Origin of the sequence: Streptomyces sp. NPDC005803, from assembly GCF_040630435.1 — a bacterium.
In the GTDB taxonomy this organism is placed as follows: Bacteria; Actinomycetota; Actinomycetes; order Streptomycetales; family Streptomycetaceae; genus Streptomyces.
Map to the genome: position 1 here is coordinate 43,730 of NZ_JBEXXO010000007.1, position 24,620 is coordinate 68,349.

Annotated in this window: 22 protein-coding genes; 14 read left to right on the forward strand and 8 right to left on the reverse strand. The window is 73.2% G+C overall.

Annotated features, from left to right (window positions below; all coding sequences use genetic code 11):
* Positions 1-46: 46 nt before the first annotated feature.
* The 8 genes from ABZ454_RS12210 to ABZ454_RS12245 all read left to right on the forward strand — a co-directional run bounded on the left by ABZ454_RS12210 (position 47) and on the right by ABZ454_RS12245 (position 9,306).
* Positions 47-973, forward strand: a complete 927-nt coding sequence (locus ABZ454_RS12210; protein ID WP_359537539.1) for a ketopantoate reductase family protein — start codon at positions 47-49, stop codon at positions 971-973.
* A 106-nt stretch (positions 974-1,079) separates the two neighbouring features.
* The gene (locus ABZ454_RS12215) at positions 1,080-1,913 is read left to right on the forward strand and encodes a M55 family metallopeptidase (RefSeq protein ID WP_359537541.1); all 834 of its coding nucleotides are present in this window, start codon (positions 1,080-1,082) and stop codon (positions 1,911-1,913) included.
* The gene (locus ABZ454_RS12220; RefSeq protein ID WP_359537543.1) at positions 1,906-3,246 is read left to right on the forward strand and encodes a M20/M25/M40 family metallo-hydrolase; all 1,341 of its coding nucleotides are present in this window, start codon (positions 1,906-1,908) and stop codon (positions 3,244-3,246) included. The genes ABZ454_RS12215 and ABZ454_RS12220 overlap by 8 nt, the downstream gene beginning before the upstream one ends.
* A gap of 20 nt (positions 3,247-3,266) precedes the next feature.
* Complete coding sequence (locus ABZ454_RS12225; RefSeq protein WP_359537545.1) at positions 3,267-5,255, forward strand: prolyl oligopeptidase family serine peptidase; 1,989 nt, start codon at positions 3,267-3,269, stop codon at positions 5,253-5,255.
* A gap of 101 nt (positions 5,256-5,356) precedes the next feature.
* Positions 5,357-6,331, forward strand: a complete 975-nt coding sequence (locus ABZ454_RS12230) for an LD-carboxypeptidase (protein ID WP_359537546.1) — start codon at positions 5,357-5,359, stop codon at positions 6,329-6,331.
* Positions 6,332-6,554: 223 nt separating this feature from the next.
* The gene (locus ABZ454_RS12235) at positions 6,555-8,333 is read left to right on the forward strand and encodes a CocE/NonD family hydrolase (RefSeq protein ID WP_359537808.1); all 1,779 of its coding nucleotides are present in this window, start codon (positions 6,555-6,557) and stop codon (positions 8,331-8,333) included.
* Positions 8,334-8,456: 123 nt separating this feature from the next.
* Positions 8,457-8,696, forward strand: a complete 240-nt coding sequence (locus tag ABZ454_RS12240) for a LapA family protein (protein ID WP_356323328.1) — start codon at positions 8,457-8,459, stop codon at positions 8,694-8,696.
* Between the two features lie 52 nt (positions 8,697-8,748).
* Positions 8,749-9,306 (forward strand): GNAT family protein, encoded by a 558-nt coding sequence (locus ABZ454_RS12245; protein ID WP_359537547.1) that lies wholly within the window; start codon positions 8,749-8,751, stop codon positions 9,304-9,306.
* A 101-nt stretch (positions 9,307-9,407) separates the two neighbouring features.
* Here ABZ454_RS12245 and ABZ454_RS12250 read toward each other — a convergent pair whose 3' ends face one another.
* Positions 9,408-10,358, reverse strand: coding sequence for a MerR family transcriptional regulator (locus tag ABZ454_RS12250; protein ID WP_359537549.1), 951 nt, complete (start codon positions 10,356-10,358; stop codon positions 9,408-9,410).
* 95 nt (positions 10,359-10,453) lie between these two features.
* Between ABZ454_RS12250 and ABZ454_RS12255 the strand changes: the two genes are divergently transcribed.
* Together ABZ454_RS12255 and ABZ454_RS12260 are read left to right on the forward strand one after the other, a co-directional pair.
* Positions 10,454-11,980 carry an alpha/beta hydrolase gene (locus tag ABZ454_RS12255; protein ID WP_359537551.1) on the forward strand — a complete coding sequence of 509 codons (1,527 nt, stop codon included), beginning with the start codon at positions 10,454-10,456 and terminating at the stop codon, positions 11,978-11,980.
* Between the two features lie 396 nt (positions 11,981-12,376).
* Positions 12,377-13,081: a 2-phosphosulfolactate phosphatase gene (locus ABZ454_RS12260; protein ID WP_359537553.1), complete on the forward strand. Its 705-nt coding sequence runs from the start codon at positions 12,377-12,379 to the stop codon at positions 13,079-13,081.
* A 161-nt stretch (positions 13,082-13,242) separates the two neighbouring features.
* Here the strand turns inward: ABZ454_RS12260 and ABZ454_RS12265 are convergent, their stop codons facing one another.
* Positions 13,243-13,878, reverse strand: a complete 636-nt coding sequence (locus tag ABZ454_RS12265) for a helix-turn-helix domain-containing protein (RefSeq protein ID WP_359537555.1) — start codon at positions 13,876-13,878, stop codon at positions 13,243-13,245.
* A gap of 199 nt (positions 13,879-14,077) precedes the next feature.
* Between ABZ454_RS12265 and ABZ454_RS12270 the strand changes: the two genes are divergently transcribed.
* The gene (locus tag ABZ454_RS12270; protein ID WP_359537810.1) at positions 14,078-15,040 is read left to right on the forward strand and encodes a zinc-binding dehydrogenase; all 963 of its coding nucleotides are present in this window, start codon (positions 14,078-14,080) and stop codon (positions 15,038-15,040) included.
* Between the two features lie 53 nt (positions 15,041-15,093).
* On the opposite strand, the gene ABZ454_RS12275 is transcribed toward ABZ454_RS12270, so the two are convergent.
* On the reverse strand, positions 15,094-15,381 hold the full coding sequence (locus tag ABZ454_RS12275; RefSeq protein WP_359537556.1) for a hypothetical protein: 288 nt from the start codon (positions 15,379-15,381) through the stop codon (positions 15,094-15,096).
* Positions 15,382-15,870: 489 nt separating this feature from the next.
* Positions 15,871-16,224 carry a DUF6204 family protein gene (locus ABZ454_RS12280; RefSeq protein WP_356323312.1) on the reverse strand — a complete coding sequence of 118 codons (354 nt, stop codon included), beginning with the start codon at positions 16,222-16,224 and terminating at the stop codon, positions 15,871-15,873.
* Positions 16,225-16,556: 332 nt separating this feature from the next.
* Between ABZ454_RS12280 and ABZ454_RS12285 the strand changes: the two genes are divergently transcribed.
* A complete protein-coding gene (locus tag ABZ454_RS12285) occupies positions 16,557-18,527 on the forward strand; it encodes a DUF5107 domain-containing protein (RefSeq protein WP_359537559.1) in 1,971 nt (656 codons plus the stop codon).
* A 144-nt stretch (positions 18,528-18,671) separates the two neighbouring features.
* Here the strand turns inward: ABZ454_RS12285 and ABZ454_RS12290 are convergent, their stop codons facing one another.
* The 3 genes from ABZ454_RS12290 to ABZ454_RS12300 all read right to left on the reverse strand — a co-directional run bounded on the left by ABZ454_RS12290 (position 18,672) and on the right by ABZ454_RS12300 (position 21,640).
* Positions 18,672-19,025 (reverse strand): VOC family protein, encoded by a 354-nt coding sequence (locus ABZ454_RS12290; RefSeq protein ID WP_356323308.1) that lies wholly within the window; start codon positions 19,023-19,025, stop codon positions 18,672-18,674.
* Positions 19,026-19,123: 98 nt separating this feature from the next.
* A complete protein-coding gene (locus ABZ454_RS12295; RefSeq protein WP_359537560.1) occupies positions 19,124-19,933 on the reverse strand; it encodes a methyltransferase domain-containing protein in 810 nt (269 codons plus the stop codon).
* Between the two features lie 201 nt (positions 19,934-20,134).
* Entirely contained in the window at positions 20,135-21,640 is a 1,506-nt protein-coding gene (locus ABZ454_RS12300; RefSeq protein WP_356323304.1) for a phosphatase PAP2 family protein, read from the reverse strand.
* A 261-nt stretch (positions 21,641-21,901) separates the two neighbouring features.
* On the opposite strand from ABZ454_RS12300, the gene ABZ454_RS12305 reads away from it, so the two are divergent.
* Both ABZ454_RS12305 and ABZ454_RS12310 read left to right on the forward strand, forming a co-directional pair.
* Positions 21,902-22,675 carry an IclR family transcriptional regulator gene (locus tag ABZ454_RS12305; protein ID WP_356323302.1) on the forward strand — a complete coding sequence of 258 codons (774 nt, stop codon included), beginning with the start codon at positions 21,902-21,904 and terminating at the stop codon, positions 22,673-22,675.
* On the forward strand, positions 22,672-23,535 hold the full coding sequence (locus ABZ454_RS12310; protein WP_359537562.1) for an SMP-30/gluconolactonase/LRE family protein: 864 nt from the start codon (positions 22,672-22,674) through the stop codon (positions 23,533-23,535). The genes ABZ454_RS12305 and ABZ454_RS12310 overlap by 4 nt, the downstream gene beginning before the upstream one ends.
* A gap of 84 nt (positions 23,536-23,619) precedes the next feature.
* Here ABZ454_RS12310 and ABZ454_RS12315 read toward each other — a convergent pair whose 3' ends face one another.
* Positions 23,620-24,603, reverse strand: coding sequence for a hypothetical protein (locus ABZ454_RS12315; RefSeq protein WP_359537564.1), 984 nt, complete (start codon positions 24,601-24,603; stop codon positions 23,620-23,622).
* Between the last annotated feature and the right edge of the window lie 17 nt (positions 24,604-24,620).

A 24,620-nucleotide genomic window follows, 5' to 3' on the forward strand; every position in this document is an offset into this window, starting at 1 on the left:
CCTCGTCCCACACCCCCCTTGTCGCGGATCCGGAAGGTGTACGTACATGAAGATTCTGGTCGTAGGAGCGGGAGCCACCGGCGGTTACTTCGGCGCCCGGCTCGCCCAGGCCGGCAAGGACGTCACCTTCCTGGTCCGTCCGCGCCGCGCCGCCGCCCTCCGCGAGCGGGGGCTGCGCATCACCGGGCTGGGGGCGCAGGAGACGATCACACCCCGGCTCGTCACCGCGGACGAGCTCTCCGGCCCCTACGACCTGGTACTGCTCTCGGTGAAGGCCACGGCCCTGGACGCGGCCCTGGACGACATCGCGCCGGCCGTCGGACCCGGGACCGCGATCGTGCCCCTGCTCAACGGCATGGCGCACCTGGCACGGCTCAACGACCGGTTCGGCGAGAAGGCGGTGCTCGGCGGCGTCGCCCGGATCATCACCACGCTGAACGCCGAAGGCGACATCGTGCGCCTCGCCCCCGTCGCGAGCCTCACGATCGGCGAGCAGGGGGGCGGCACGTCCGAACGGGTCGACGCGGTCGCCGCAGTCCTCACCGACGCGGACATCGACACCCACCGGTCCAGGGACATCGTCGCGGCGATGTGGGGCAAGTGGGTGTTCATCAGCACCCTGGCGGGGCTGACCTGTCTGATGCGCGGCACCGTCGGCGACGTCCGCGCCGTTCCCGGCGGACGCGCGTTCGTGACCGCCCTCCTGGCCGAGAGCGCCGCCGTCGCGGCAGCCGCCGGTCACCCCGTGCGGGAGAAGGAACTCGACGCCGTCGCCGCGATGCTCACCACGGACGGATCGCCCCTCACCGCCTCTCTGTACCGCGACGTGACCCAGGGCGTCCCGACCGAGGCCGAGCAGGTCTTCGGCGACCTCGTGGACCGGGCCCGGGGGCTGTCCGTCGACACGCCGCTGCTCGACCTGGTCACGCTGAACCTGCGCGTCCACGAACACCGCACCACCTCCACCGCCTGAGCGTCCCGGAGTCGCGCGCCACGCCCCGTGGCCTTCAGTGGAATGGACCTCTGGAGGTCACGATGGCTCTGGCCTGCGCGTTCATCGGCGCGTACCGTGTGGCCGCATGAAGATCCTCGTCAGCGCCGACATGGAAGGCGCCACCGGTGTGACCTGGCCGGCCGATGTGCTGCCCGGCACGCCCCAGTGGGAGCGCTGCCGCTCCCTGTTCACCTCCGACGTCAACGCGGCCGCTCTCGGCTTCTACGACGGGGGCGCCGACGAGGTGCTCGTCAACGAGGCCCACTGGACCATGCGCAACCTGCTGCTGGAGCAGCTCGACGACCGGGTCCAGATGCTCACCGGCAAGCACAAGTCGCTCAGCATGGTGGAGGGCATCCAGCACGGCGACGTCGACGCCGTGGCCTTCGTCGGCTACCACACGGGCGCCGGAACGGAGGGCGTCCTGGCCCACACCTACCTGGCCAACTCCATCACCGGAGTGTGGCTGAACGGGACCAGGGCCAGCGAGGGGCTCCTCAACGCCCATGTGGCCGCGGAGTACGGGGTCCCCGTCGTCCTCGTCACCGGCGACGACCTGACGTGCGTGGACGCCCGGGGATACGCCCCCGCCGCCCGGACGGTCGCCGTCAAGGACTACGTCTCGCGCTACGCCGCGGTCTGCCGTACCCCCGCCCGCACCGCCGCCGACATCCGTGCGGCGGCCAAGGAGGCGGCCGCGCTCGCCGGGCGGTACACGCCGGTGGACGGCGGGCCGTTCACCGTGGAGCTGGAGTTCGACGCCGAACACCTGGCGGCGGCCGCCACGGTGGTGCCGGGCGTGGCACCTTCCGGCGAGAGGCGCGTCGCCTACACGAGCGCGACGATGTACGAAGGTATCCGCACGTTCAAGGCGGTGACGACCATCGTGTCGGCCGCCGTGGAGGAACAGTATGGCTGAGGCGAGCATGCCAAGGGATGTCGACGAGCTCGCGCTCGGCGAATCGGTGACGTTCACCTCCGAACTGATCCGCATCGACACCACCAACCGGGGCGGCGGCGACTGCCGCGAACGCCCGGCCGCCGAGTACGTCGCCGAGCGGCTGGCCGCCGCCGGACTCGAACCGGCGATGCTGGAGCGCACCCCCGGCCGCACCAACGTGGTCGCCCGGATCCCGGGCACCGACCCGTCAGCCGACGCGCTCCTGGTCCACGGGCACCTGGACGTGGTACCCGCCGAGGCGGCCGACTGGACCGTGCACCCCTTCTCCGGCGAGGTGCGCGACGGCGTCGTCTGGGGCCGCGGCGCCATCGACATGAAGAACATGGACGCGATGGTCCTCGCCGTCGTCCGGTTCTGGGCCAGGGCCGGCATCCGCCCCCGCCGCGACATCGTGATCGCGTACACCGCGGACGAGGAGGCCAGCGCCGACGACGGCTCCGGCTTCCTGGCGGACCGGCACGCCGCACTCTTCGAAGGCTGTACGGAAGGCATCAGCGAATCGGGCGCCTTCACCTTCCACGCCGGGCCCGCCATGCCGCTCTACCCCATCGCCGCGGGCGAACGCGGCACCGCCTGGCTCAAGCTCACCGCCCACGGCAAGGCGGGGCACGGCTCCAAGGTCAACCACGCGAACGCGGTCAGCGCGCTCGCCGCGGCCGTCGCCCGGATCGGCGCCCACGAATGGCCGGTGCGCCTCACTCCGACGGTCCGCGCCGCACTCACCGAGATCGCCGCCCTGCACGGCATCCACCCCGACCTCGACGCCCCCGGCTTCGACGTGGACGAACTCCTCGGCAAGATCGGCCCGGCCGCCGACCTCGTGGCGCCGACCATCCGCAACAGCTCCAACCCGACGATGCTGGAGGCCGGTTACAAGGTCAACGTGATCCCGGGCCACGCCACCGCCTACATCGACGGCCGGATGGTCCCGGGCGGCGAGGACGAGTTCCACACCACGCTGGACCGGCTGACGGGGCCCTCGGTCGACTGGGAGTTCCACCACCGCGAGGTCCCCCTCCAGGCGCCGGTCGACTCACCCACGTACGCCAAACTGCGCTCCGCCGTCGAGCGGTTCGACCCGGACGGGCACGTCGTGCCGTACAGCATGTCCGGCGGCACCGACGCCAAGCAGTTCTCCCGGCTCGGGATCACCGGCTACGGCTTCTCGCCGCTGAAGCTGCCCGTCGGCTTCGACTACCAGGCCCTCTTCCACGGCGTGGACGAGCGCGTCCCCGTCGACGCGCTGCACTTCGGCGTCAGGGTCCTGGACCACTATCTGCGCACCGCCTGAACCACTCGGGGGAATTGATCATGGTATCCACGCAGGCCTACGGAAGCTGGCCGTCACCGATCGACGCCGCGATGGCCGCCTCCCGCGACGGCCGCCCCGAGTACGTCGGGGCGGTCGGCGACGAGCTGTGGTGGACGGAGCCGCGGCCGGCCCAGGCGGGCCGGCGCGCCCTGGTCCGCCGGTCGGCGGACGGCGCCACCACGGAGCTGCCCGCGCCGTGGAACGCCCGCAGCCGCGTCATCGAGTACGGCGGCAGGCCCTGGGCCGGCACCGAACGGGCCGAGGGCGGCCCGCTGATCGTCTTCGTCCACTTCGACGACCAGCGGCTGTACGCGTACGCGCCCGACGGGCCCCGCAATCCGTGGCCGCTCACCCCCGTGTCCGCCGTGGGCGGCGGACTGCGCTGGGCCGACCCGCGGCTGCACCCGGACCGCGGCGCGGCCGGCGAGGTCTGGTGCGTCCTGGAGGAGTTCACCGGCGAGGCGCCCACCGAGCTGCGCAGGGTGATCGCAGCCGTGCCGCTGGACGGCTCGGCGGCCGGCGACCGGTCCGCGGTACGCGAACTCTCCGACGACCGGCACCGGTTCGTCACCGCCCCCGAGGTCTCGCCCGACGGGCGCCACGCGGGCTGGATTGCCTGGGACCACCCGCGGATGCCGTGGGACGGCACCGAGGTGATGCTCGCGGACATCGGCGAGGACGGCGCCTTCCACGATGCCCGGAGCTTCGTGGGCGGCCCGGAGGAGTCCGTTCCGCAGATCCGGTGGACGGCCGACGGACAGGTGCTGTTCGCCAGTGACCGCAGCGGGTGGTGGAACCTGTACCGCGCCGATCCGCGCAGCGGCGCCACCGTCGGACTCTGCCCCCGCGAAGAGGAGTTCGCCGGTCCGCTGTGGAAGATCGGGCTCAACTGGTTCGGCCCGCTGGACAACGGGCTGATCGCCGCGCTGCACGGCAAGGGGTCCACGACGCTCGGCATCCTCGACCCGGAGACCGGCGACCTCGTCGACATCGCCGGACCCTGGACCGAATGGGCCGAGACCCTCGCCGTGCAGGGCAGCCGTGTCATCGGCATCGCGGCGAGTCCGCACAGCGCGTACGAGATCGTGGAGCTGGACACGGCGACCGGGCACACCCGGATCATCGGCGCCCCGCACGAGGACGCCGTCGACCCGTCGTACTACCCCGGACCGGTCGTCCGTACCTTCACCGGCCCCGGCGGCCGTGAGATCCACGCCCAGGTCTATCCGCCGCACAGCCCCGACACGGCCGGCCCGGACGACGAGCTCCCGCCCTACGTGGTGTGGGCCCACGGCGGCCCGACCGGCCACGCCGCGCTCGTACTCGATCTGGAGATCGCCTACTTCACCTCGCGCGGCATCGGCGTCGTCGAGGTCAACTACGGCGGTTCCACCGGTTACGGCCGCGCCTACCGCAACCGGCTGCGCGAACAGTGGGGCGTCGTCGACGTGGAGGACTGCGCCGCCGTCGCCCGCGCCCTCGCCGCCGAGGGCACCGCGGACCCCCGGCGGCTCGCCGTCCGCGGCGGCAGCGCCGGCGGGTGGACCACGGCGGCTTCGCTGACCGGCACCGACGTCTACGCCTGCGGGACGATCATCTACCCCATCCTCGACCTGACCGGCTGGGGGACCGACGAGACCCACGACTTCGAATCGCGGTACCTGGAGTCACTGGTCGGCCCGCTCGCCGAGGTACCCGAACGCTACCGGGACAGGTCGCCGATCAGCCGCACCGCCGGGCTCACCACGCCCTTCCTGCTCCTCCAGGGGGAGGACGACCCGATCTGCCCGCCCGTGCAGTGCGAACGGTTCCTGGCCGCGGTCGAAGGGCGCGGCATTCCGCACGCCTATCTCACCTACCCCGGTGAGGGGCACGGGTTCCGCCGCGCGGAGACCATGATCAGCGCACTGGAGGCCGAACTCTCGCTGTACGTACAGACCTTCGGGCTCGACCGGACCGACGTGCCCCGGCTGGAGCTGAAGAAGTGACAGCTGAGGACGTGGCAGCTGAAGACGTCGCGGCTGAGGAAGTAGCAGGTGGCGGAGTGACGCGTGGCGGAACGGCCGTCGGTGGATCGGCGGCTGACGAGGTGACGGCTGAGGAAAGGGCGGCCGAGACAGCGGTCCTCGCCCCTCTGACCCGCCCGGCCCGGCTGCGCGCCGGCGCCCGGGTCGCCGTCGTGTCCCCGAGCGGACCCGTGCCCGCCGACCGGCTGGAGCCGGGCCTGGACCTCCTGCGCGGCTGGGGGCTCGACCCGGTCGTGATGCCGCATGTGCTGGACGTGCACACGGAGTTGGACTACCTCGCCGGCACGGACGAGGCGCGTGCCCGGGACCTCCAGGACGCCTGGTGCGACCCGTCCGTCGACGCGGTGATCTGCGCCCGCGGCGGATACGGGGCACATCGCATGGTCGATCTGGTGGACTGGGCGGCGATGCGGGCCGCCGGACCCAAGGTGTTCGTCGGCTACAGCGACATCACGGTGCTCCACGAGGCGTTCGCCCTGCGGACGGGGCTTGCCACCCTGCACGGCCCGATGGTGGGCACCGAGGCCTTCCTGAAGGACCCCCGGACCCAGGAGTCGCTGCGGGCCACCCTGTTCGAGCCCGAGGCGGTGAGGGTGCTGGGGCTCGACGACGCGAGGGCGCTGGTGCCGGGGCGGGCCCGGGGCATCACGTACGGCGGCTGCGTGAGTCTGCTCGCGGCCGGCCTCGCCGCCCCGCACGCCCGCACGTCGGCCCGCGGCGGACTGCTGGTCATCGAGGACACCACCGAGGACCCCTACGCCATCGACCGGATCCTCACCCAGCTGCTGCGGGCCGGGGCCTTCGAAGGGGTGGCCGGGGTGGTCTGCGGTTCCTGGGCGGGCTGCGGGCCGTACGCCAAGGTGCGGGCGGTGCTCGCCGACCGGCTCGGCAACCTGGGAGTCCCCGTCGTCGAGGAGCTGGGCTTCGGGCACGGGCCGACCGGGCTGACGATTCCACTCGGGGTGCCGGCCGTTCTCGACGCCCCGGCGGACGGCGGCCGGGCGACCCTCACGGTCGAGGTGCCCGCGCTGGTCTGAGCCGCCGGTGGGGTGCGGGCCCGAACGGACGCCCGGTGCGGCGGAGCTGAGCAGCCTTCAGAAAACGCTGTCCAGGGCGTTGACATCGCCATGACCTGTGTCACAGCATGAGCGCGGCCCAGAACTTACCGGTCGGTAAGGTGTCCTCGGTGTGGAGGTCCTCGTGTCGCGTGCTGTCTCCCGTTCCCGTGTCCGGTCGGCGTCGTCGCAGTCGTCGACGCCCCTGTCCCGTAAACCACTCGCCTTCCTCGCCGGGGCAGCACTCGCCGCACCCCTCGCGCTCGCCGGCACCGCACAGGCGGGAACGGCCGTCGCCGCGTCCGAGTACACCGTCACCCCGCTGACGTTCACCGTGTCAGCGGGCGGCCGCTCCTGCACCGTGGACGCCGACCTCTACCGACCCGCCGGGGCCGACGCCCGGCACCCGGTGCCCGCCGTCCTCGCCACCAACGGCTTCGGGGGCAGCAAGTCGGACGGTTCGACCGACGGCATCGGCAAGGCGTTCGCCTCGCGCGGCTACGCCGGACTCGTCTACTCCGGCCTGGGCTTCGGCAAGTCCGGCTGCCTCATCACGCTCGACGACCCGGAGACCGACGGCAGGGCCGCGGCCGCCCTCGTCGACTTCCTCGGCGGAACGCGCGCCGCCGACGACGGCACCGAGGCCGACTTCGTCACCCAGGACGGACCCGGAGACCCCACGGTCGGCATGATCGGCGGCTCGTACGGCGGAGCGATCCAGATGGCCACCGCGGCCGTCGACCCCCGCGTCGACGCCCTCGTCCCGCTCATCACCTGGAACGACCTCGGCTACGCGCTCGCCCCCAACAACACCGGCGCGACCGAAGGCGTCTCCTCCGACACCGCCGGCGTCTTCAAATGGCAGTGGACCAACGGCTTCTACCTGATGGGGGAGGGCCAGACGATCCTCAGCCCCAGCCTCGACCCCTCCCGATTCGGCAGCCTCACCTGCCTCCACTTCGCCGCGCCGGCCTGTGACACCATCCGGCTGCTCAACTCCGGCCGCTACCCGCACGACAGGACCGCCGCCATGCTCGCCTACGCGCGCAGCGTCTCGCCCGTCTCCTACCTGAACCGCGTCAAGGCTCCCACCCTCCTGATCCAGGGCCAGGCCGACAGCCTGTTCAACCTGAACGAGGCCACCGCCACGTACCGGACGCTCAAGGCGCAGGGCACCACGGCCAAGATGATCTGGCAGGCCTGGGGCCACAGCGGGGGCCAGGTGGCGGGCGAACTCGACCTGACCCAGGGCAATCTGGAGAGCAGCTACGTCGGCGGGCGCATCCTCGCCTGGTTCGACCGCTACCTCCGCCACGGGTCGACGACGGACACCGGACCGGAGTTCGCCTACTACCGTGACTGGCAGAGCGGCTACGGCACCGCGGACGCCGTCCCCGGCCCGACGCGGACGATGTACCTCTCCGGCGACGGCAAGCTCGTCGACAACCGCGCCAAGGTCGCACGCGGCAGCCGCCAGTACACCAACTGGCTGGTGCCCACGAGCCACTCGGAGAGCTCCCTGGGCGGTCTCATCGGGCTGCCCGATCCGAAGCCGTACGACACCAAGGGCACCTACCTCGGCTGGACCAGCGCACCGCTGACCTCCTCGGTCGACGTGGTCGGGGCCCCGAAGGCCACACTGAAGGTCGTCTCGCCGAAGACGGAGCGCGTGCAGAGCAGCGGTGACGCCGCCGACAAGCTCGTCCTGTTCGCCAAGGTGTACGACGTGGCTCCGGACGGCTCCAGGACCCTGGTGAACCGGCTCGTCTCCCCGGTCCGGGTGCCGGACGTGACCCGCCCCTTCACCGTCCAGTTGCCCGGCGTCGTCCACCGCTACGAGGCGGGGCACCGGCTGGAATTCGTGATCGCGGCCAGCGACGACGCGTACTTCGGCAACCGTGGAATCAAGCCCGTCACGGTCGTCAGCGCCCCCGAGGACACCGGAGTGCTGGAGCTGCCGGTGGTCGGCGGCACGGCGGGGTGACGCGGTCATCGCTGTACGGCCGTCACCCGAACGGCCGTACAGCGCCACCCCCTGGGGCCTGGACACGGTCATCCTGGTGATCCGGGGGCGGTGACGCACCAGAACCAGGGAAGGGGCCGCTTCATGAGCCCGAAGGACGTGTCGAGCGGCAGCAAACACAGCACGGGCGCGTTCACACCGGCCCGCATCATCGTCATTCTCATCGCGGTCCTGTCGGTCGTGTTCATCGTCGAGAACACCGAAGAGGTCCAGGTCCGCCTCATCGTCCCGCTGGTCACCATGCCGCTCTACGTGTGGCTGATCGTGATGTTCCTGGCCGGGATGGCCTGCGGGGCGTATGCCTTCCGCCGGCGGTCCAGGTAGACGCCCGCCGTCCGGTCGCGCAGCCCCGGCGGCGACGATCTACGCTGGCCCGATGTCCGACACCACCTACCTGGCCGAGGGCCGGCGCACGGCGATCCGCCCCTTCACGCACGCCGACGCCGACGAGTTCACCGCCCGGGCCCGGGAGAGCCGGGACCTGCACCGTCCCTGGCTGTTCCCGCCGGCGCACCCGTCCGCGTACGCCGCGTACGCGGACGTGCTGATCGAGGACCCGACGAAGGCGGGCTTCCTGGTGTGCGAGCGGACCGGCACGGCCGAAAAGCCGGGCGACGGCGCGATCGCCGGGTTCATCAACATCAACAACATCGTCATGGGCGGCTTCCGCTGCGGCGCGCTCGGCTACGGCGGCTTCGCCCACGCGACCGGCCGCGGCCTGATGAGCGAGGGACTCGGCCTCGTCCTCGGGCACGCCTTCGGCCCGCTCGGTCTGCACCGGCTCGAAGCCAACATCCAGCCCGGCAACGCGGGCTCGATCGCCCTGGTGCGCAGGGCGGGCTTCCGGCTGGAGGGCGTCTCGCCGGACTTCCTGTTCATCGACGGGGCGTGGCGCGACCACGAACGGTGGGCGATCACGGCCGAGATGCGCTGACCGAAGGAACGCAGGAGCGCAGAAGCGGGGGACCGGCGGCTTGCGGCAACAGGGTGGGGCGGGGGCCGCGCACGGATACCCGGGCAGGGCCGGTCGGTGTCTCAGCCCGCCGCCACGGCAGTCTGCGCGTCCAGCGCCGCGCACAGCCAGTCGTGCGCGGACCCGGGGGTCGGTTGCGGCGGCCCGCCGGGTGCGCTGATCACCTCGGCCGTCAGCTCCCAGTACCGGTCGATCCGTGGGTCGGCGGCCAGCTGACCGGCGAGCACGCTGCGGAAACCCGGGGTGTCCCGGCTGCCGTACGCGCTCGCGTACGCGTCCACGAAGCTGTCCAGCTCTTCTCCCGGAAACGGGCCGTGGCCCCGGCGCAGCCGGGCGCCCGCCAGCTCGTACGCCTGGGCGAGGCCCGCGTACAGCACGGCGGGCCCGCGGGACCCCGACACCTTGTGCGCCTCCGGCTGGGGCCGCTCGTCCCCCGTGCAGGGGCGGGTCACGAGCGCGTACAGCCGGGCGAACGCGAGGACCTGGGCCGGCTCCGGGTCGTCGGGAGGCTGCGGAACCGCCGCATCGAGGAAGGCGGCCGTCGCCCGGGCCGGCATCCGCGGCGGCAGCCAGGCACGCCAGAACCTGGCCAGTGCGGCGGTGCTCGGCGGAGCGGCCACCGACCCCACCAGACGCAAACGGTCGGCCCGCTCCCCGGGCGGGCACTCCAGCACCAGCCGCAACGCCGCCTCCCGCCAGCGCAGGGCCGCGAGCTGGGAGCCGAGTTCACGCAACTGCCCCGCGACGGCGCCCTCCAGCACGCTGCCCGCCGCGTCCTCCTCCTCGCCGAGTACGCGGCGCACCTCGCGCACCGGCAGCCCGAGGGTGCGCAGGGAGCGGAGCAGGCGCAACCGGCCGAGCGCCTCGGGACCGTAACGGCGATGCCCGCCCGCGCTGCGCGCCGCCTCGGGCAGCAAGCCGTTGTCGGAGTAGAAGCGGACGGCCTTGACGGTGACGCCCGCGCGCTCGGCGAGCTCGCCGATGCTGCACAGACCGTCGTGCGACGTGAACACTTGAACCTCCCTCTGAGGGAGCTTCTACGGTACCGGCGAGGGCGGCCGGGCCGACGTGGCCGGCCCGCCGACGACGGATCGCGAAGGAGACGGCCATGACCGAATTCATCCTGGTGTCAGGCATGTTCACCGGCCCACACGTATGGGAGGACACCGCTGCCCGCCTGGCCGCGGCGGGCGCCGGGGCGCACACGGCGGCCCTCACCGGTCTCGGCGGGCCAGGGAGCGCCACGACGGACCACATCGACCTGGACACCCACATCGAGGAAATGCTCGCACTGATCGACTCGGTGAGCGTCGAGGCGGGCCCGGACGCGGAGATCGTGCTGGTAGGGCACGACTACGGCGTCCACCCGGTGCTGGGCGCCGCCGACCGCCGCGCGGAGCGCATCGGCCGGATCGTCTTCCTGGACACGGGGCCCGGGCAGGACGGGGCGCCCGCCCTGGCCGCCGTCCCGGACCGGTCCGTGCGCGAGGAGGTGGCCGGGCGCGCCGGTGCGGAGGGGGCCGGACGGGACCTGGCCGCCCCGGCCCGCGACGAGTGGCAGCGCTGGGGCAGCACGGCGGGCATCCCCGGGACGGTGCTGGACCGGCTCACCGCGCTCGCCTCGCCGCAGCCGCTGCGCACCCTGCTCCAGCCCCTGCGGCTGACCGGCGAAGCGGCGTCCCTGCCCGTCACGGGGGTGTTGTGCCAAGCGAACGGTTCGAGCATCGAGATGGTCCAGCGCCGGGTGGACCTCGGCGACGCCGCCATGCTGCCCCTGGCCGACCCCAAGGTGTCGTTCTTCGAACTCCCCACGGGCCACTGGCCGATGCTGTCCCTCCCGGCGGAACTGGCCGAGGTCCTGCTGCGGGCGGCCACGGGCGAGGGGCACCGGCTGACACCGCCGGGCTCCGCGCAGCCGCCCGCACACCTGCGCCCGTTCCTGCTGGACCTGCCGGAACTCCCGCGCGAGCGGACCGGGAACGTCGACCTGTACCTGCCCGAGGCCGAGGGCCCCCGGCCGGCGGTGGTGTTCGTGCACGGCGGCCCCGTGCCCGCCGGTGTCCTGCCGACCCCGCGGGACTGGCCGACCCTGAAGGGGTACGCGCGGTACGCGGCCACGGAGGGGGCGGTCGGCGTGACACTCGATCACCGGCTGCACGACATGACCGACTACCAGCGCGCCGCCGAGGACGTGGCAGCCGCGGTCGAGCGGGTCAGGGCCGATCCACGGGTGGACGCGGACCGGATCGCGCTGTGGTTCTTCTCGGGAGGCGGCCTGATCGCGGCGGACTGGCTGAGGCAGCCGCCGGCCTGGCTGCGCTGCCTGGCGGCCTCCTACCCGGTGCTGGCTTCACACCCCGGCTGGGGGCTGGTCGACAGCCGGTTCCATCCGGTGGACGCGGTGGCGGGCGCGGGGACCCTGCCCATCGTGATCACCCGGGTGGGGCGTGAGTCACCCGAGATCGCCGTCACCGTCGAGGAGTTCCTGAGTGCGGCCGAGAAGTGCGGCGCGGACGTCGAAGTGGTCGACGTGCCGAACGGCCGCCACGCCTTCGAGACCCTCGACCCGACGGAGGAGTCACGCGGGGCCGTGCGCCGCGCGATGCGCTCGGTGCTGGGGCACCTGATGGCCTGAGCGCGGGCGGGGCGCGCGGTCACCGCCCGCGGCGGCGATCCGGATGCCGCGTGCGCCGCTCAGGACGATGCTGCTCGCCGGGCGCCCCGCGCGACGACCGCGGGGGAGGGCTTCCGCGTCCGTGCCGAGGCGCACGCGGTCGGCGGTCCGGGGCCGGGTGGTCGAGACCGAGGGAGCTGCTGCCGCGTGAGGCGGCCTCACCGTCTCGGCTACCCGGGCGGGCCGGGCGGTCCGGGGCCGGGTGGTCGAGACCGAGGAGGTCTCTGTCGCGTGAGGCGGCCTCACCGCCCCGGTCACCCGGGCCGGACGGACAGACGGCCGTCAGCCGCCACGGGGTTCAGTGCGGTGCACCACACGCCGGGCTTCTCGGGACGCACATGCGCGATCATGACCGGAATGAAGACCCGTTTCCTCGGCATCGCCGATCTGGCCGAAGTCCCGTCCGTGGCGGTCGTCGTCGATGTCATGCGCGCATTCACCGTGGCTGCCTGGGCCTTCGCCCAGGGAGCGGATCGGATCGTTCTCGCCGAATCGCTGGACGAAGCGCTGGCGCTCAAGGCCCGCCACCCGGACTGGGCGGCTCTCAAGGACGGCCCGCCCGCCCCCGGCTTCGACACCGTCAACTCACCTGGCCTGCTGCGCTCGATCGACCTCGCCGGACGGACCGTCGTGCAGAAGACCACGGCGGGGACGGTCGGCGCCCTCGCGGTCAAAGAGGCCCAACTGGTGCTGTGCGCGAGCTTCGTGGTGGCGGAGGCGACGGCTCGGCTCCTGCGGACGCGCGGGAGCGACAGCGTCACGTTCGTCGTCACCGGCGAGGACGGCCGGGCCGACGAAGATCTGGCCTGTGCTCAGTACATCGCCCGCAGGGCCACCGGCGCCGGGACGGACCCCGCCGCATACCTCCGCCGCGCCGCCGTGTCACGTGCCGCCGTCGAACTGACGGAGGGAGTGCGCCAGGGAACCCATCCCGACGACGTCGCCCTCTGCCTCGAACTCGACCGGTTCCCCTTCGCCATGGTGGCGACCTCGGAGGGATCGCTCATGGTCCTGCGCCCGCACGCGGTGCCCGCGCCGGCCGGCGAGGTCCGGGCCGGATAGCCGGGGCCCGGTCGTGGCAGGCTCCGTACGACGCCGGCCGGACTCACCACGTCACGCGCGCCGGGAACCGGCCGAATCCCGCACGGGCCGGTTCTGCCCCGGCCCGTCCCGAAGGGCCGGACGCCGTGATCACGGCAGCCGCCCCCCGGGGGGACCGGCCATCACCGGGGCGGGCCGGGCGGTTCCGCGCTCGCCAGGCGGGCCGCCGGCGGGAGTGGGGCGTGCCGAGGGCAGGCTTCGAAGGCCTGGATCACCAGTCCCGCGAAACGCCGGGAAGCCATGACCTGGGTGGTGCTCGACGCGGCGTGGATTCCCTTGTTGGCCATGAGCACGAGGATCAGGTCGTCCAGGACGAAGTCGGACCGCAGCCGCCCCGCTTCCTTGGCCCGGTCCGCCAGCCCGGCTACCGCTCTGACCGTGTACTCGCGTCCCGCGACGTCCGGCGCCCCCGGGACAGTCGACAGGAAGGCCTGGGTGAAGCCCCGGTCGCGTGCGTGCAGCTCACAGATCTTCTCGATCACCCGGCACAGACCACGCCACGGATCGGGATCCGCGCACCCCTCGTCGACGATGGCGCGGCATGCGCGCAGTTGCTCGGCGAAGGCTTCGGCGACCAGCCCCTGCTTGGTCGGGAAACGACGGTACAAGGTGGCAGGCCCCACCCCGGCGCGTCGCGCGATCTCCCGCATCGGCACGTCCAGGCCGTCGGCGGAGAAGAGCTCTCGGGCCGCGTCGAGGATGCGGTCGCGGTTGTCCCTCGCGTCGGAGCGCAGCTTGTGAGGCACATGGTCGGTCACCACTCTCACTTTACCTAAGCGGACGGGGGCGTCCGTTAACGTCCCGGGACGGACATGCGCCGAGCCCACCGGCCCACGTAGTACGGGGACCACGTCCCGCTGCGGCCAGGAACCCTTCTTGCGCCCTGCCGGGGCGGCGGTCGGTGGCAGGGCGTGGAACACGGCCGCGATCGAGCGGTCCGGGAACGTGGAGACGACTGTGAAGGCGATCGCGATTCAGACGTACGGAGCCCCGGAGGGACTGGTGGTCGTCGACCTGCCGGAACCGGCGCCCGCTGCCGGGCAGGTGCTGATCACCACCGAGGCGGTGGGCGTCGGTGGTGTCGACACCATGATCCGCAGCGGGGCTCTGGCCGCCTACGGCTTCCGGGTGGGCCACGTCCCGGGGGGCGAGGTGGCGGGCACCGTGACCGCAGTAGGGGACGGCGTCGACGCCTCGTGGGCCGGCCGGCGGGTGTGGGCCTTCACCGGCACCGGCGGAGGCTACGTCGAACAGACCGTCGTACCGGTCGAGCAGGTCCTTCCGCTGCCCGCCGGCCTGTCCGCCGCCGCCGCGGTGACGCTGGGCAGCGCCGGCGCGGTGGCGCACTTCGGGCTGCGCCACGCCCGTTTCGCTCCTGGAGAGACGGTGTTGGTGCGTGGCGCGGCCGGCAGTATCGGCATCATGGCGGTGCAGCTCGCGGCCCGCGCCGGCGCCGCCGCCGTAGCAGTCACGACATCGTCGGCCGAGCGGGGCGAGCGGCTGCGCCGTCTCGGCGCGCGTCATGTGCTGAACCGCTCCGGCGACGGGGGAGCGCACGCACCCACGGGCTACGACGTGATCATCGACGTGGTGGCCGGTCCGGACACGGCGTCGTTCCTGGACAGGCTCAACCCGAACGGCCGCATGGTGGCCGTGGGCGCCGTCGCGGGTCAACCGCCCGCGGACTTCGGAGCGAAGATCATGACAGCGTTCCAGAAGTCACTGTCCTTCGCCGCGTTCAGCGCGGCGACCGTCCCCCCGGCCGAGCTGGGTGCCGCGCGCAGCGAGCTGTTCGCCGCGGCCGGCCGCGGCGAGATCGAAGCGGTGGTGCACGAGCTGCTGCCGCTGGACGAAGCCGTGCTGGCCCATCGCAAGATGGACGCGGGCGATGTGTTCGGCCGGATCGTGCTGACGCCGTGACCGCTCCGCCTCACACGGCGCGGAGCCGGGTCCCCACAGCCGGCCGGCCGCGCTCAGCCGAGACCCCGGTGAGCCGCCCACAGAGCCCCGGCCCGGCCGGCGGCGGCGGCGATCAGGGCCGCCAGCTCCGGCTGGTCGGGCACCGGGAACGAGACGTAGGCGCCCCGGCCACCGCCGGCCGGCCGGCCGTAGGCCTTCGCGGCGAGTCGGCCGTCCGGGAGAAGGCGGATGTTGAGTGTGGTGAGAGTGAACGCTTCACCGCGTCGGGTGTCCGTCCAGCGGAGATCCTGCGGGATCGTCACATTGATCGCCAGAGCACTCACTTCCAGGTCGTCGCTCATGGACGGATCCTGTCACGCGACTCGGAACCAGGGGGCGGCCGAGGCCCGGAGTTGTGTCCGCACCCGCTTGCCGGTCTGCTGCGTCCGGAGGTCTTCATCTGGCTGGTACTGCTGGTCCTGGCCTTCGGCTTGGTGGTCCGTCGCCACCGCCGCCGTTCGAGCCATTGATCCCCACCGGGCGTCGGGGCCCGGGACTGTTGCACTCCTCTGAGTGCCCCCGCCGGAGACCGTCGCCACGGAGCTGGAAGTGAGCGCTCGCGGCGCGCTCCGGAAGCCTCCTGCGACTGGCGCCTCCTGGGAAGGTGCTGGTGCGGGCCGGTGCGATGTGGATTCTTCGAGGCTCACCCGCTCACCGGCCGAGTAGCTGGTCACTGCCACTCGTCTGCGGCGGGCGAACACCGTCGTGGACACCGCGTCCTCTCCGACGGTCCTGTCCGCAGGGCGGGTCGATGCCGCCGGCTGCGACGGGCCCATGGGCGCTGATCAGGGTCAGGCCGAGGCCGCCGACCGCCGCCCCTTGAAGTTGATCTTCATGGTGTCCATGTCCGTCGCGGTCGACCGCAGTTCGCCGTGCCCGTACCCGGCGTTCCGCAGCGCTGTCTCCGCCCGGTCCTCGGCGATCGCGGAGGCCATCTCCTCGCCGTCCGCGGCGTCCGACACGACCACGTACCGGAAGCTGAAGTGCTTGAGCACGCGGTCGTAGGTCAGCGAGCCCTCCTCGCTGAACTGCATCGCCGCCAGACCGTGCTGCTCCACCTCTGCCAGCAGCCGCTCGCGCGCCTGGTCCGTGAGCGCCTCCCACGTGCCGCGCACGATCACTCGGTACGTGTGCTGCGTGCTCATCGTGTCCCGCCGTTCCTGTCGCAGTCCGCTTCCGCGAGACCATGGAGGGCCAAGCCTACGGCGCGGAGGCCGGGACGCACGCGCATTATTGCCGTGCTCGCCCCCCGGGGGGCTCGGTCCTCCGGCCCCCGGCACCGTGCCCGGTGATCGCCGGCGGCCGGGGGCGGGACGACCTCGCCGGGCCGGAGGAACCGCGGCCCCACCTGGCGGTGGTCGCGGCTTTTGCCGAAGTCTGACGGCCGATCCCCTGGTCCGGGGGGCGCCCAGCGTGTTCCATGGTCATCGGGGGGCGCCCGGACCTGCGGCGGCCCGCGCGAGGGAGCGAGGTTGCCTTGGCCACCACCGTACGACGGACCGTACTGACCCTGCCCGCGGCGGCGACCGGGCCGGAGAATCCGCTGCCCGCGCTGCGGCCCCTCGACGAGATGCACGTCGTCGACGACCGGGACCGGGCGGAACTGCCCCGCGACATGGCCCGTCAGATCGGTCACGCGCCCCTGGCCACCGTCCTTCCCGTGCGGATCCTCGACGGCTACGGCCGCGAACGCACCCCCACGGACCTCGACGCGATCGTCATCGAGAACGACCGGCTGCGGGCCACCGTCCTGCCGGGACTCGGCGGACGTGTGCACTCCCTCTTCCACAAGCCGACCGGCCGCGACCTCGTCTACACCAACCCCGTGCTGCAGCCCGCCGACTTCGCGCTGAACGGCGCCTGGTTCTCCGGCGGCATCGAGTGGAACATCGGCGCGACGGGCCACACCACCCTGTCCTGCGCCCCGGTCCACGCCGCCCGCGTCCCCGCGCCCGACGGCGGGGAGATGCTCCGGCTCTGGGAGTGGGAGCGGCTGCGCGACCTGCCGTTCCAGGTCGATCTGTGGCTGCCGGAGGACTCCGACTTCCTCCACGTCGGCGTACGGATACGCAATCCGCACGAACACCCCGCCCCCGTCTACTGGTGGTCCAACATCGCTGTCCCGGAAGGCGCGCGCACCCGGGTGCTGGCACCGGCCGACGAGGCCTGGCACTTCGGCTACGAACGGACCCTGACCCGGGTGCCCGTCCCCGTGACCGGTGGGACCGACCGCACGTACCCGTTGCGCAGCGACTTCCCCGCCGACTACTTCTACGAGGTGCCCGACGGCGCCCGCCGCTGGATCGCCTCCCTCGACGAGCACGGCCACGGGCTCGTCCAGACCTCCACCGACCTGCTGCGCGGCCGCAAGCTCTTCCTCTGGGGCAGCGGGCCGGGCGGCCGTCGCTGGCAGGAATGGCTCACCGAGCCCGGCACGGCCGGCTACGCCGAGATCCAGGCCGGACTCGCCCGCACCCAGCTGGAGCACGTGCCGCTGGAGCCCGGCGGCGAGTTCAGCTGGCTGGAGTCGTACGGGCCGCTGGCCGCGGACCCCGCCACGGTGCACGGCGAGGACTGGGGTGCGGCCCGGGCCGAGACCGAGCAGCGGCTCGCCGCGGTGCTGCCGCGGGCCGATGTGGATGCCGCGTACGAGGCGTGGCGCCGCAGCGCCGACACGGAACCGGGTGAGCTGCTGGCCACCGGCTCGGGCTGGGGGGCCCTCGAAGTACGGCGCGCCGGGTACAAGCTGCCCGGCACCCCGTTCCCCGAGTCCACGCTCGGTGAACAGCAGGCTCCCTGGGTGGAGTTGCTGGACCAAGGCTCCTTCCCCCAGCCCCGTCACGTCACCCCGCCCGGCCCCACCCTCGTCTCCCCGCACTGGCGCGACATGCTGGAGACGGCCGCCGCCGAACCGCTCACCGAGTACCACCTCGGCGTCGCCCAGTGGCAGGCCGACGACCGCGCCCAGGCGGTCCGCAGCTGGGAGCGCGGACTGGCCCTCGCCCCGTCTCGCTGGCCGCTGCTGCGCTGCCTCGCCTTCGCCGCCCAGGAGAGCGGCCAGTGCGAACGGGCGGCCGACCACTACGCGGAGGCGTTCGACGACCTGTGTGCGGAGCGCCGCGACGAGGGCGAGGCCTGGACGGCGGCCACGGCGGCTCTCGGCCGGGAGGCGATCGAGGCCCTGCTGGCGGCGGGCCGTACCGCCGCGGCCCGCACGGTCTGGGACGGCCTGCTCGCGGGCATTCGCTCCCGGGGGCGGTTCCGGCTGCTGGAGGCGCGCCTCCTCCTCGCGGAGGGCGACCGGGCGGCTGCCCGCGCGTTGTTCGACGAGGGTTTCGAGGTCGCCGATCTGCGCGAGGGCGCGGAGGACCTGGACGAGGTGTGGGCCGAGCTCACCGACGAACCGCTGCCGGACGCGTACAACTACCGCATGCGTCCGCGGGGTTGATCGGGGCAGGAGCGGGGGCCGCCGGCCCCCGCGGGTGAGCGGGTGGCGCGGCCCCGGGTGGTGTCCTCCCGGGGCCGCCCTCGTGCGGCCCATGGCCCGCGCGCCCGCCTCGCCCTCCGCGGTGAGCAGGGAAGGGGCGTGGGGTCAGACGGCCCGGTTGCGGTCGACGTACTCGAAGACCGAGCCGTCCGGGTGCACCGCGATCAGGTTACGGCCGACCGGGGTGGGAACCGGGCCCGCGATGACGCGGGCGCCCACCCGGGTCAGGGAGGCGTGGGCCTCGTCGACGTCCTTCACGGCGATCGTCGCGGTCACCTTGCGCAGGATCTCCAGCTCCGATTCGGGGCCGCTCATCAGCAGGAAGCAGCTGATCGCGGCGACGGAGACCCCGCCACGCTCGAAGCGGAGCGCCGAACTCGCCGTGAGGTCCTCGTAGAAGGCCACCGCGGCCTCCAGGTCGTCGACGCAGATACGCAGCGTGGTTCCCAGGATTTCCATGCGGAACAGGGTAGTTGGCCGGTCAGCGGCGTGTGATCGATTCGGCACGGGGCGGGCCCCGGGGGCCGGTGGTCCCGGCCGCCCCCGGGGCGGTGCGGTCAGACCCGGCAGAGGATCTCGCCGTGCGGGACCATGAACCAGCCGTCGTCCTGCGTGCCCCACGTGCGCCAGGCCCCGGCGATCGCGGTGAGCTCTTCGGCCGTCGCGTGCCCGCCGTCGACCGCCAGCTTCGCGTAGACCGAGCCGACGGTGCGGTCCGCCCACAGGCCGCTCCACCAGTCCCGGCTCTCCGGGGTGGCGAAACACCAGGAGGCGGCCGTCGGGGTGATGTCGGTGAAGCCCGCCGCGCGCGCCCAGGAGAGCAGCCGGCGCCCCGCGTCCGGCTCGCCGCCGTTGGCCCGCGCCACCTCGCGGTACAACCGCAGCCAGTCGTCCATGACCGGCGGCTCGGGGAACCAGCTCATGGCCGCGTAGTCGCTGTCGCGGGCCGCGACGATTCCGCCGGGACGGCAGACCCGTCGCATCTCGCGCAGCGCCTGCACCGGGTCGCCGACGTGCTGGAGCACCTGGTGGGCGTGGACCACGTCGAACGAGTCGTCGGGGAAGTCCAGGGAGTGCACATCGGCGACGGCGAACTCGATGGTGTCCAGGCCTCGTTCGGACGCGGTGTCGGCTGCCTGGCCCAAGATCTCCTCGGTGGTGTCGACGGCCGTCACCCGGCCCGGGGCCACCAGCGCGGCCAGGTCCGCGGTGATGGTGCCGGGCCCGCACCCGATGTCCAGCAGGCTCATTCCGGGGCGGAGTTCACCGATGAGATAGGCCGCGGAGTTGTCGGCGGTACGCCAGCGGTGCGAGCGCAGCACCGACTCGTGGTGGCCATGGGTGTAGACAGCGGTCTCCTTCGGCATGACCGTGCATCCTCTCTCGAACGCGGCCCCCTGACGTGCGAGCCGCCCAGCGCTGATCGGGTACCGCCACCGTAAGCCCGGCCGCCGAATAATGAGATGGCCATCTTGCAATGTGGACAGCGGTCGGCGCGGGGCGGGTGCATGCGAAAGGGCGGCCGATCCGGCGTCGGCCGCCCTGGGTTCGCCCGGTTCGGGCTGGTCTCACACCGGCCTGGGGCAGTAGACCGTCAGTGCCTCCGGCAGTTTGTCGATCAGCAAGTCACCCTGGCTGTGGGCTACTTCACCGTCGTACGCGTACGGGGTGCCGGGTTTCAGGCCGGAGATGCGGATGCGCTGACGCCGTTCCGCCGCGTGGATGGGGGAGCGGGTCAGGGGTCCGGCGATGGCGGCCGCCAGCAGTCGCAGGCCCGGGGTGCGGCCTCCGTGCACGACGCGTACGTCCAGCAGTCCGTCCGCGAGGTTGTGCCGTCGGCCGGGTGCCGGGCCGACGCGCTGGAACAGCCCGTTGCCGACGAACAGCAGCCACAAGGGCCTTCTGCGTCCCTGCAGTTCGGCCTCCAGCGGGCGCTGCCCGCGCAGTGCTTCGAGGGCCGCGAGAACACCGGCGGGCCAGCCGCCGATCCGTGGGGCCCAGCGCTCGCGGGTCCGTACCAGCTCGGGGTAGACGCCCAGGCTGAACGCGTTGAGGAAGTAGCCGTGCGCGCCCCCCGGCCCGTCCGGGCCGGGCCGGAAGCGGCCCAGGTCCACCCGGACCGCGCTTCCCGCACGGAGTGCGGCGCAGACGTCGGGGACGGTCTCTATGCCCAGGTCGTACGCGAAGTGGTTCAGCGTCCCGCCGGGGAACACCGCGAGCGGCACGCCGTGGACGGCTGCCACCGCCGCCGCCTGGTTGACCGTGCCGTCGCCCCCGCACACCCCCAGGGCCCGGCCGCGGCCGGCCGCCTTCTCCAGTTCGTCCGCGAGTGCGGACGGGGGGCACTCCACCACGTCCGCCTGCGGCAGGGCATCCCGGACCAGGGCGGCCGTGGCCGTCGCCGTGCCCGACTCCTGGTTGACGACGACGACCAGATCCTGGCCGTCCGGCAGGGCGGGCGCCTCGGCCGGCGGCCGGCCCGGTGCGGGCAACTGCCCCCGGGTCGGCACGATCCCGCGCAGGGCGAACGCCGCCCCCACCCCGAGCGCCGCGCCGGCCAGCACGTCGCTCGGGTAATGGACGCCGGTGTAGACGCGGGAGGCGGCCACCGACAGGGCGACGGGCGCGACGACCGCTCCCCAGCCCTTGGACTCGAGCGCCACGCCGGTGGCGAAGGCGGCGGCCGAGGCGGCGTGCCCCGACGGGAAGGAGGTGGTGATCGGCTGACGCTTCAGCCGCCGTATCACCGGTACGGCGTCCAGTATCGGCCGCTGCCGGCGGACCGCCCCCTTGCCGACCGTGTTGATCGCGGCCGACGCCACCGCCAGCGACGCGATCCCGCGCAGCGCGGCCCGCCGTGCCCGGGCGCTGCCGCCGAAAGCGGCGATGCCCGCGGCGGCCCCGAACCACAGCAGCCCGTGATTGGCGCTGCGGCTCAGCCGCGGCAGGACGGGCTCGGCGGCCGGCCAGTGCCGCTCGGCCAGGTTCTGGAACACGGCCAGATCGCTCCGCTGCAGAACGTTCCGCAGTCCGGTGGGTCTCGGCGTCCGTGAGGGGATGTTCGGTGAGGACATGGAACAGCGAATACCCTGCCGGAACCCGCTGAACCGGCAGGCGCGCCGGAGCGCGGGTGCGGCTGCCCGCGGGGAGGGCTCGGAGCGGGGCCGCCGGCCTGTCATTCCGCCTGATATCGGGGTGAATGCGTTCACATCTGTCCGGATTTCGGGTGTCGCGCCTCACTTCGTCATTGCCCCGGCAAGTGCCCGACGCTTAGCCTGTGTTCGTGATGCCGGTCAATGGCCGGAATGTCGAACACGAGAGGGTGGTGCACGACCATGGGGCGACTCGTCCCCGCGGTGACCCGGGCGCTGGACGTACTCGAACTCTTCCTCCACGGTGACGGTACGCTCTCCGCGCCCGAGGTGACCCGCAAGCTCCAGCTCCCGCGCACCACCGTCCATGAGCTGCTGACCACGCTCGCCGCCCGGTCGTACCTGGTCGCGGTCCCCGACCAGCCCGGCCGCTACCGACTCGGCGTCCGGACCTACCAGCTCGGCAGCCGCTACGCCGAGCAGCTCGATCTCGCCGCCGAGGGCCAGCAGGTGGCCCGGCAGGTCGCGGAGACCTGCGGGGAGACCGTCCACGTGGCGATCCTGGAGGGGACCGACGTCATCTACATCGCCAAGGTGGACTCCACCCACGCGGTGCGGATGGTGTCGGCGGCCGGCCGCAAGCTGCCCGCCCACTGCACGTCGGTCGGCAAGATGCTGCTCGCGGCCCTGCCCGAGCGGGAGCTCGACGCCCGCCTCGACGGAGTCGAACTGACCGGGATGACGCCCGACAGCATCACCGGGGAAGAGGAGCTGCGGGCGGCCCTCGCCGCCGTGCGGGAACGGGGCATCGCGGTGGAGCACCGGGAGTCCAACCCCGATGTGAGCTGCGTCGCCGCGCCCGTACGGGACCGGTCCGGCCGGGTCGTCGCCGCCCTCTCCGTCTCGGTCCCCATGATCCGCTGGAGCGAGGAGCGCGAGGGGGAACTGGCCGCCCTCGCGGTCGAGGGCGCCGACGCGCTCTCCGGCCGCCTCGGGTACCACCGGAGGGAGAGGTGAGTCGCCCGCGCCTGGAGGTCGCCGTACGCGAGCACGCCGCCCTCGGGGAGGGACCGACCTGGGACCCGGTCGCCGAGCGGCTGATCTGGGTCGACATCCTCTCCGCCCGGGTCCACACCTACGACCCGGCCGACGGCCGGCGGACCGTCATGGCCACCGAGCAGCACGTCGGCGCGGCCAAGCCACGCGCCGGCGGCGGCCTCGTCGTCAATCTCCGCGACGGCGTCGGGCTCTACGACGCGGACGGCGCGTTCCGCTGGCTCGTCCACGACGCCGAGCCGGGACGGCGCGGGAACGACGCCGCCGTGGCACCCGACGGAGCGCTGTGGGCGGGCACCATGCGCTACGACGAATCGGAGGCCGGCGGCAGCCTCACCCGGGTCGCCCCCGACGGCACGGCCACCCGGGTGCTCCCGCTGGTGGCCTGCAGCAACGGCACCGGATGGAGCCCCGACGGCCGGCTGATGTACTACACCGACACGCCCACCCGCCGGATCGATGTCTTCGACGTCGACGTCGACGTCGACGGCGAACGCGTCACCGGGCGCCGCCCGTTCGTGACCGTGGAGGAGGGTGCGGGCTACCCCGACGGCCTGACGGTCGATGCCGAGGGCGCCGTCTGGGTCGCCCTGTGGGACGGCGGCGCGGTGCGCCGCTACACCCCCGACGGCAGGCTGGACCGGGTCGTCGCTCTGCCGGTGCGACGGCCCACGGCCTGCGCCTTCGGCGGCCGCGCCCTGCGCGACCTCTACATCTCCACCGCCCGCACCGGTCTCGCCGCACCCCACCCGCTCTCGGGGTCGCTGCTGGTCCTCCCGGACGCCGGCCGGGGCATGCCCGGGACGGCCTTCGCGGGCTGAGAGGCCGCCCGGTCCGGGGCGGCCCGGTTGCTCGCAGGGCCAGCGGGCCGAGCGGGCCCGTGCATCCACCCGCCCGGTGGTGGATCACCGTGCCGGGAAGCGCCGAAGGGTGCCCGGCAGCCGGGAGCCCAGCGGTGACATGCCGCCGTCGGCGCCGTGCCGGGCCAGCAGGTCCAGGACCAGCCGGCCACGCCGGACCCGCTCGCGCGCCGTGTCCAGGGCGACGTCGCGCAGATGGGCGCCGTAGGGGTAGATGCCGGGCGCTTTGGACAGGCCGAACTTGAGATAGAGCGGGGCGCCCCGCCGGATCAGCTCCGCCGCCTCGTACATCCGCACATACCCGCCGAGGTCGTCCGGGGCCTCGATGTACAGGTCCATCGGAGCGGCCGACGCCCGCCGGATCTCCGTGAAGTGAGCGAGCGTCAGGTCGGACGGGATGTTGACGGAGTCCGCGCCGAGCTGTTCGTAGACGGCGAAGGAGGCGGGGTTCACCGGGCCGACCAGGGCGGACACCTTGAACGTCGTGTCGGCGGGCAGCGTGCCCTGCTCGCGCAGCCGGTGCAGGGTCCAGAGCACTCCCTCGTCCGCCACCAGCAGGCACTTCACGCCCAGGGAGGAGGCCCGCAGGGCGTCCTCGACGCAGCCGGCCAGGGCATCGTGGCCCCGGGCGCGCAGTCCGGCCCCGCCCGAGTCGGTGCGGTACGAGGCCCCGGTGTCCCAGCTGCCGCGCGGTCCGGTGAACAGACAGAGCTCGATGCCCCGTTCGGCGCAGCCCTCGGCCATGTCGGTGATCTCGGTGTCACTGAGCATCCAGACGCCGCTGCCCTGGCTGATCCGGTGGACGGGGACGTCGAGCCGTGCGCTCTCCTTCAGCACGACGGACAGCGCTTCGGGGCCCTCCACGGACGGGATCTCGGTCCGCCACGTGCCGCCGTCGGGAAAGGCGTGCGGGGACGCGTCGGCCGGGTATGCGGCGGGAGCGCCGAGCCCGAGCGCGGTGAGCGCGGGCTCGCCCGGGCGGCGGACGCCGGTACGCGCTCCGGACGGGTCGGGGGATGCGGAGGTCATGGGCGACCTTTCGTGTT

Excerpts from the sequence above, each read along its gene's own strand:
- ABZ454_RS12210 (WP_359537539.1), top strand. The coding sequence starts at position 47 with ATGAAGATTCTGGTCGTAGGAGCGGGAGCCACCGGCGGTTACTTCGGC.
- ABZ454_RS12215 (WP_359537541.1), top strand. The coding sequence starts at position 1,080 with ATGAAGATCCTCGTCAGCGCCGACATGGAAGGCGCCACCGGTGTGACC.
- ABZ454_RS12220 (WP_359537543.1), top strand. The coding sequence starts at position 1,906 with ATGGCTGAGGCGAGCATGCCAAGGGATGTCGACGAGCTCGCGCTCGGC.
- ABZ454_RS12225 (WP_359537545.1), top strand. The coding sequence starts at position 3,267 with ATGGTATCCACGCAGGCCTACGGAAGCTGGCCGTCACCGATCGACGCC.
- ABZ454_RS12240 (WP_356323328.1), top strand. The coding sequence starts at position 8,457 with ATGAGCCCGAAGGACGTGTCGAGCGGCAGCAAACACAGCACGGGCGCG.
- ABZ454_RS12245 (WP_359537547.1), top strand. The coding sequence starts at position 8,749 with ATGTCCGACACCACCTACCTGGCCGAGGGCCGGCGCACGGCGATCCGC.
- ABZ454_RS12255 (WP_359537551.1), top strand. The coding sequence starts at position 10,454 with ATGACCGAATTCATCCTGGTGTCAGGCATGTTCACCGGCCCACACGTA.
- ABZ454_RS12260 (WP_359537553.1), top strand. The coding sequence starts at position 12,377 with ATGAAGACCCGTTTCCTCGGCATCGCCGATCTGGCCGAAGTCCCGTCC.
- ABZ454_RS12275 (WP_359537556.1), bottom strand. The coding sequence starts at position 15,381 with ATGAGCGACGACCTGGAAGTGAGTGCTCTGGCGATCAATGTGACGATC.
- ABZ454_RS12280 (WP_356323312.1), bottom strand. The coding sequence starts at position 16,224 with ATGAGCACGCAGCACACGTACCGAGTGATCGTGCGCGGCACGTGGGAG.
- ABZ454_RS12290 (WP_356323308.1), bottom strand. The coding sequence starts at position 19,025 with ATGGAAATCCTGGGAACCACGCTGCGTATCTGCGTCGACGACCTGGAG.
- ABZ454_RS12295 (WP_359537560.1), bottom strand. The coding sequence starts at position 19,933 with ATGCCGAAGGAGACCGCTGTCTACACCCATGGCCACCACGAGTCGGTG.
- ABZ454_RS12300 (WP_356323304.1), bottom strand. The coding sequence starts at position 21,640 with ATGTCCTCACCGAACATCCCCTCACGGACGCCGAGACCCACCGGACTG.
- ABZ454_RS12305 (WP_356323302.1), top strand. The coding sequence starts at position 21,902 with ATGGGGCGACTCGTCCCCGCGGTGACCCGGGCGCTGGACGTACTCGAA.
- ABZ454_RS12315 (WP_359537564.1), bottom strand. The coding sequence starts at position 24,603 with ATGACCTCCGCATCCCCCGACCCGTCCGGAGCGCGTACCGGCGTCCGC.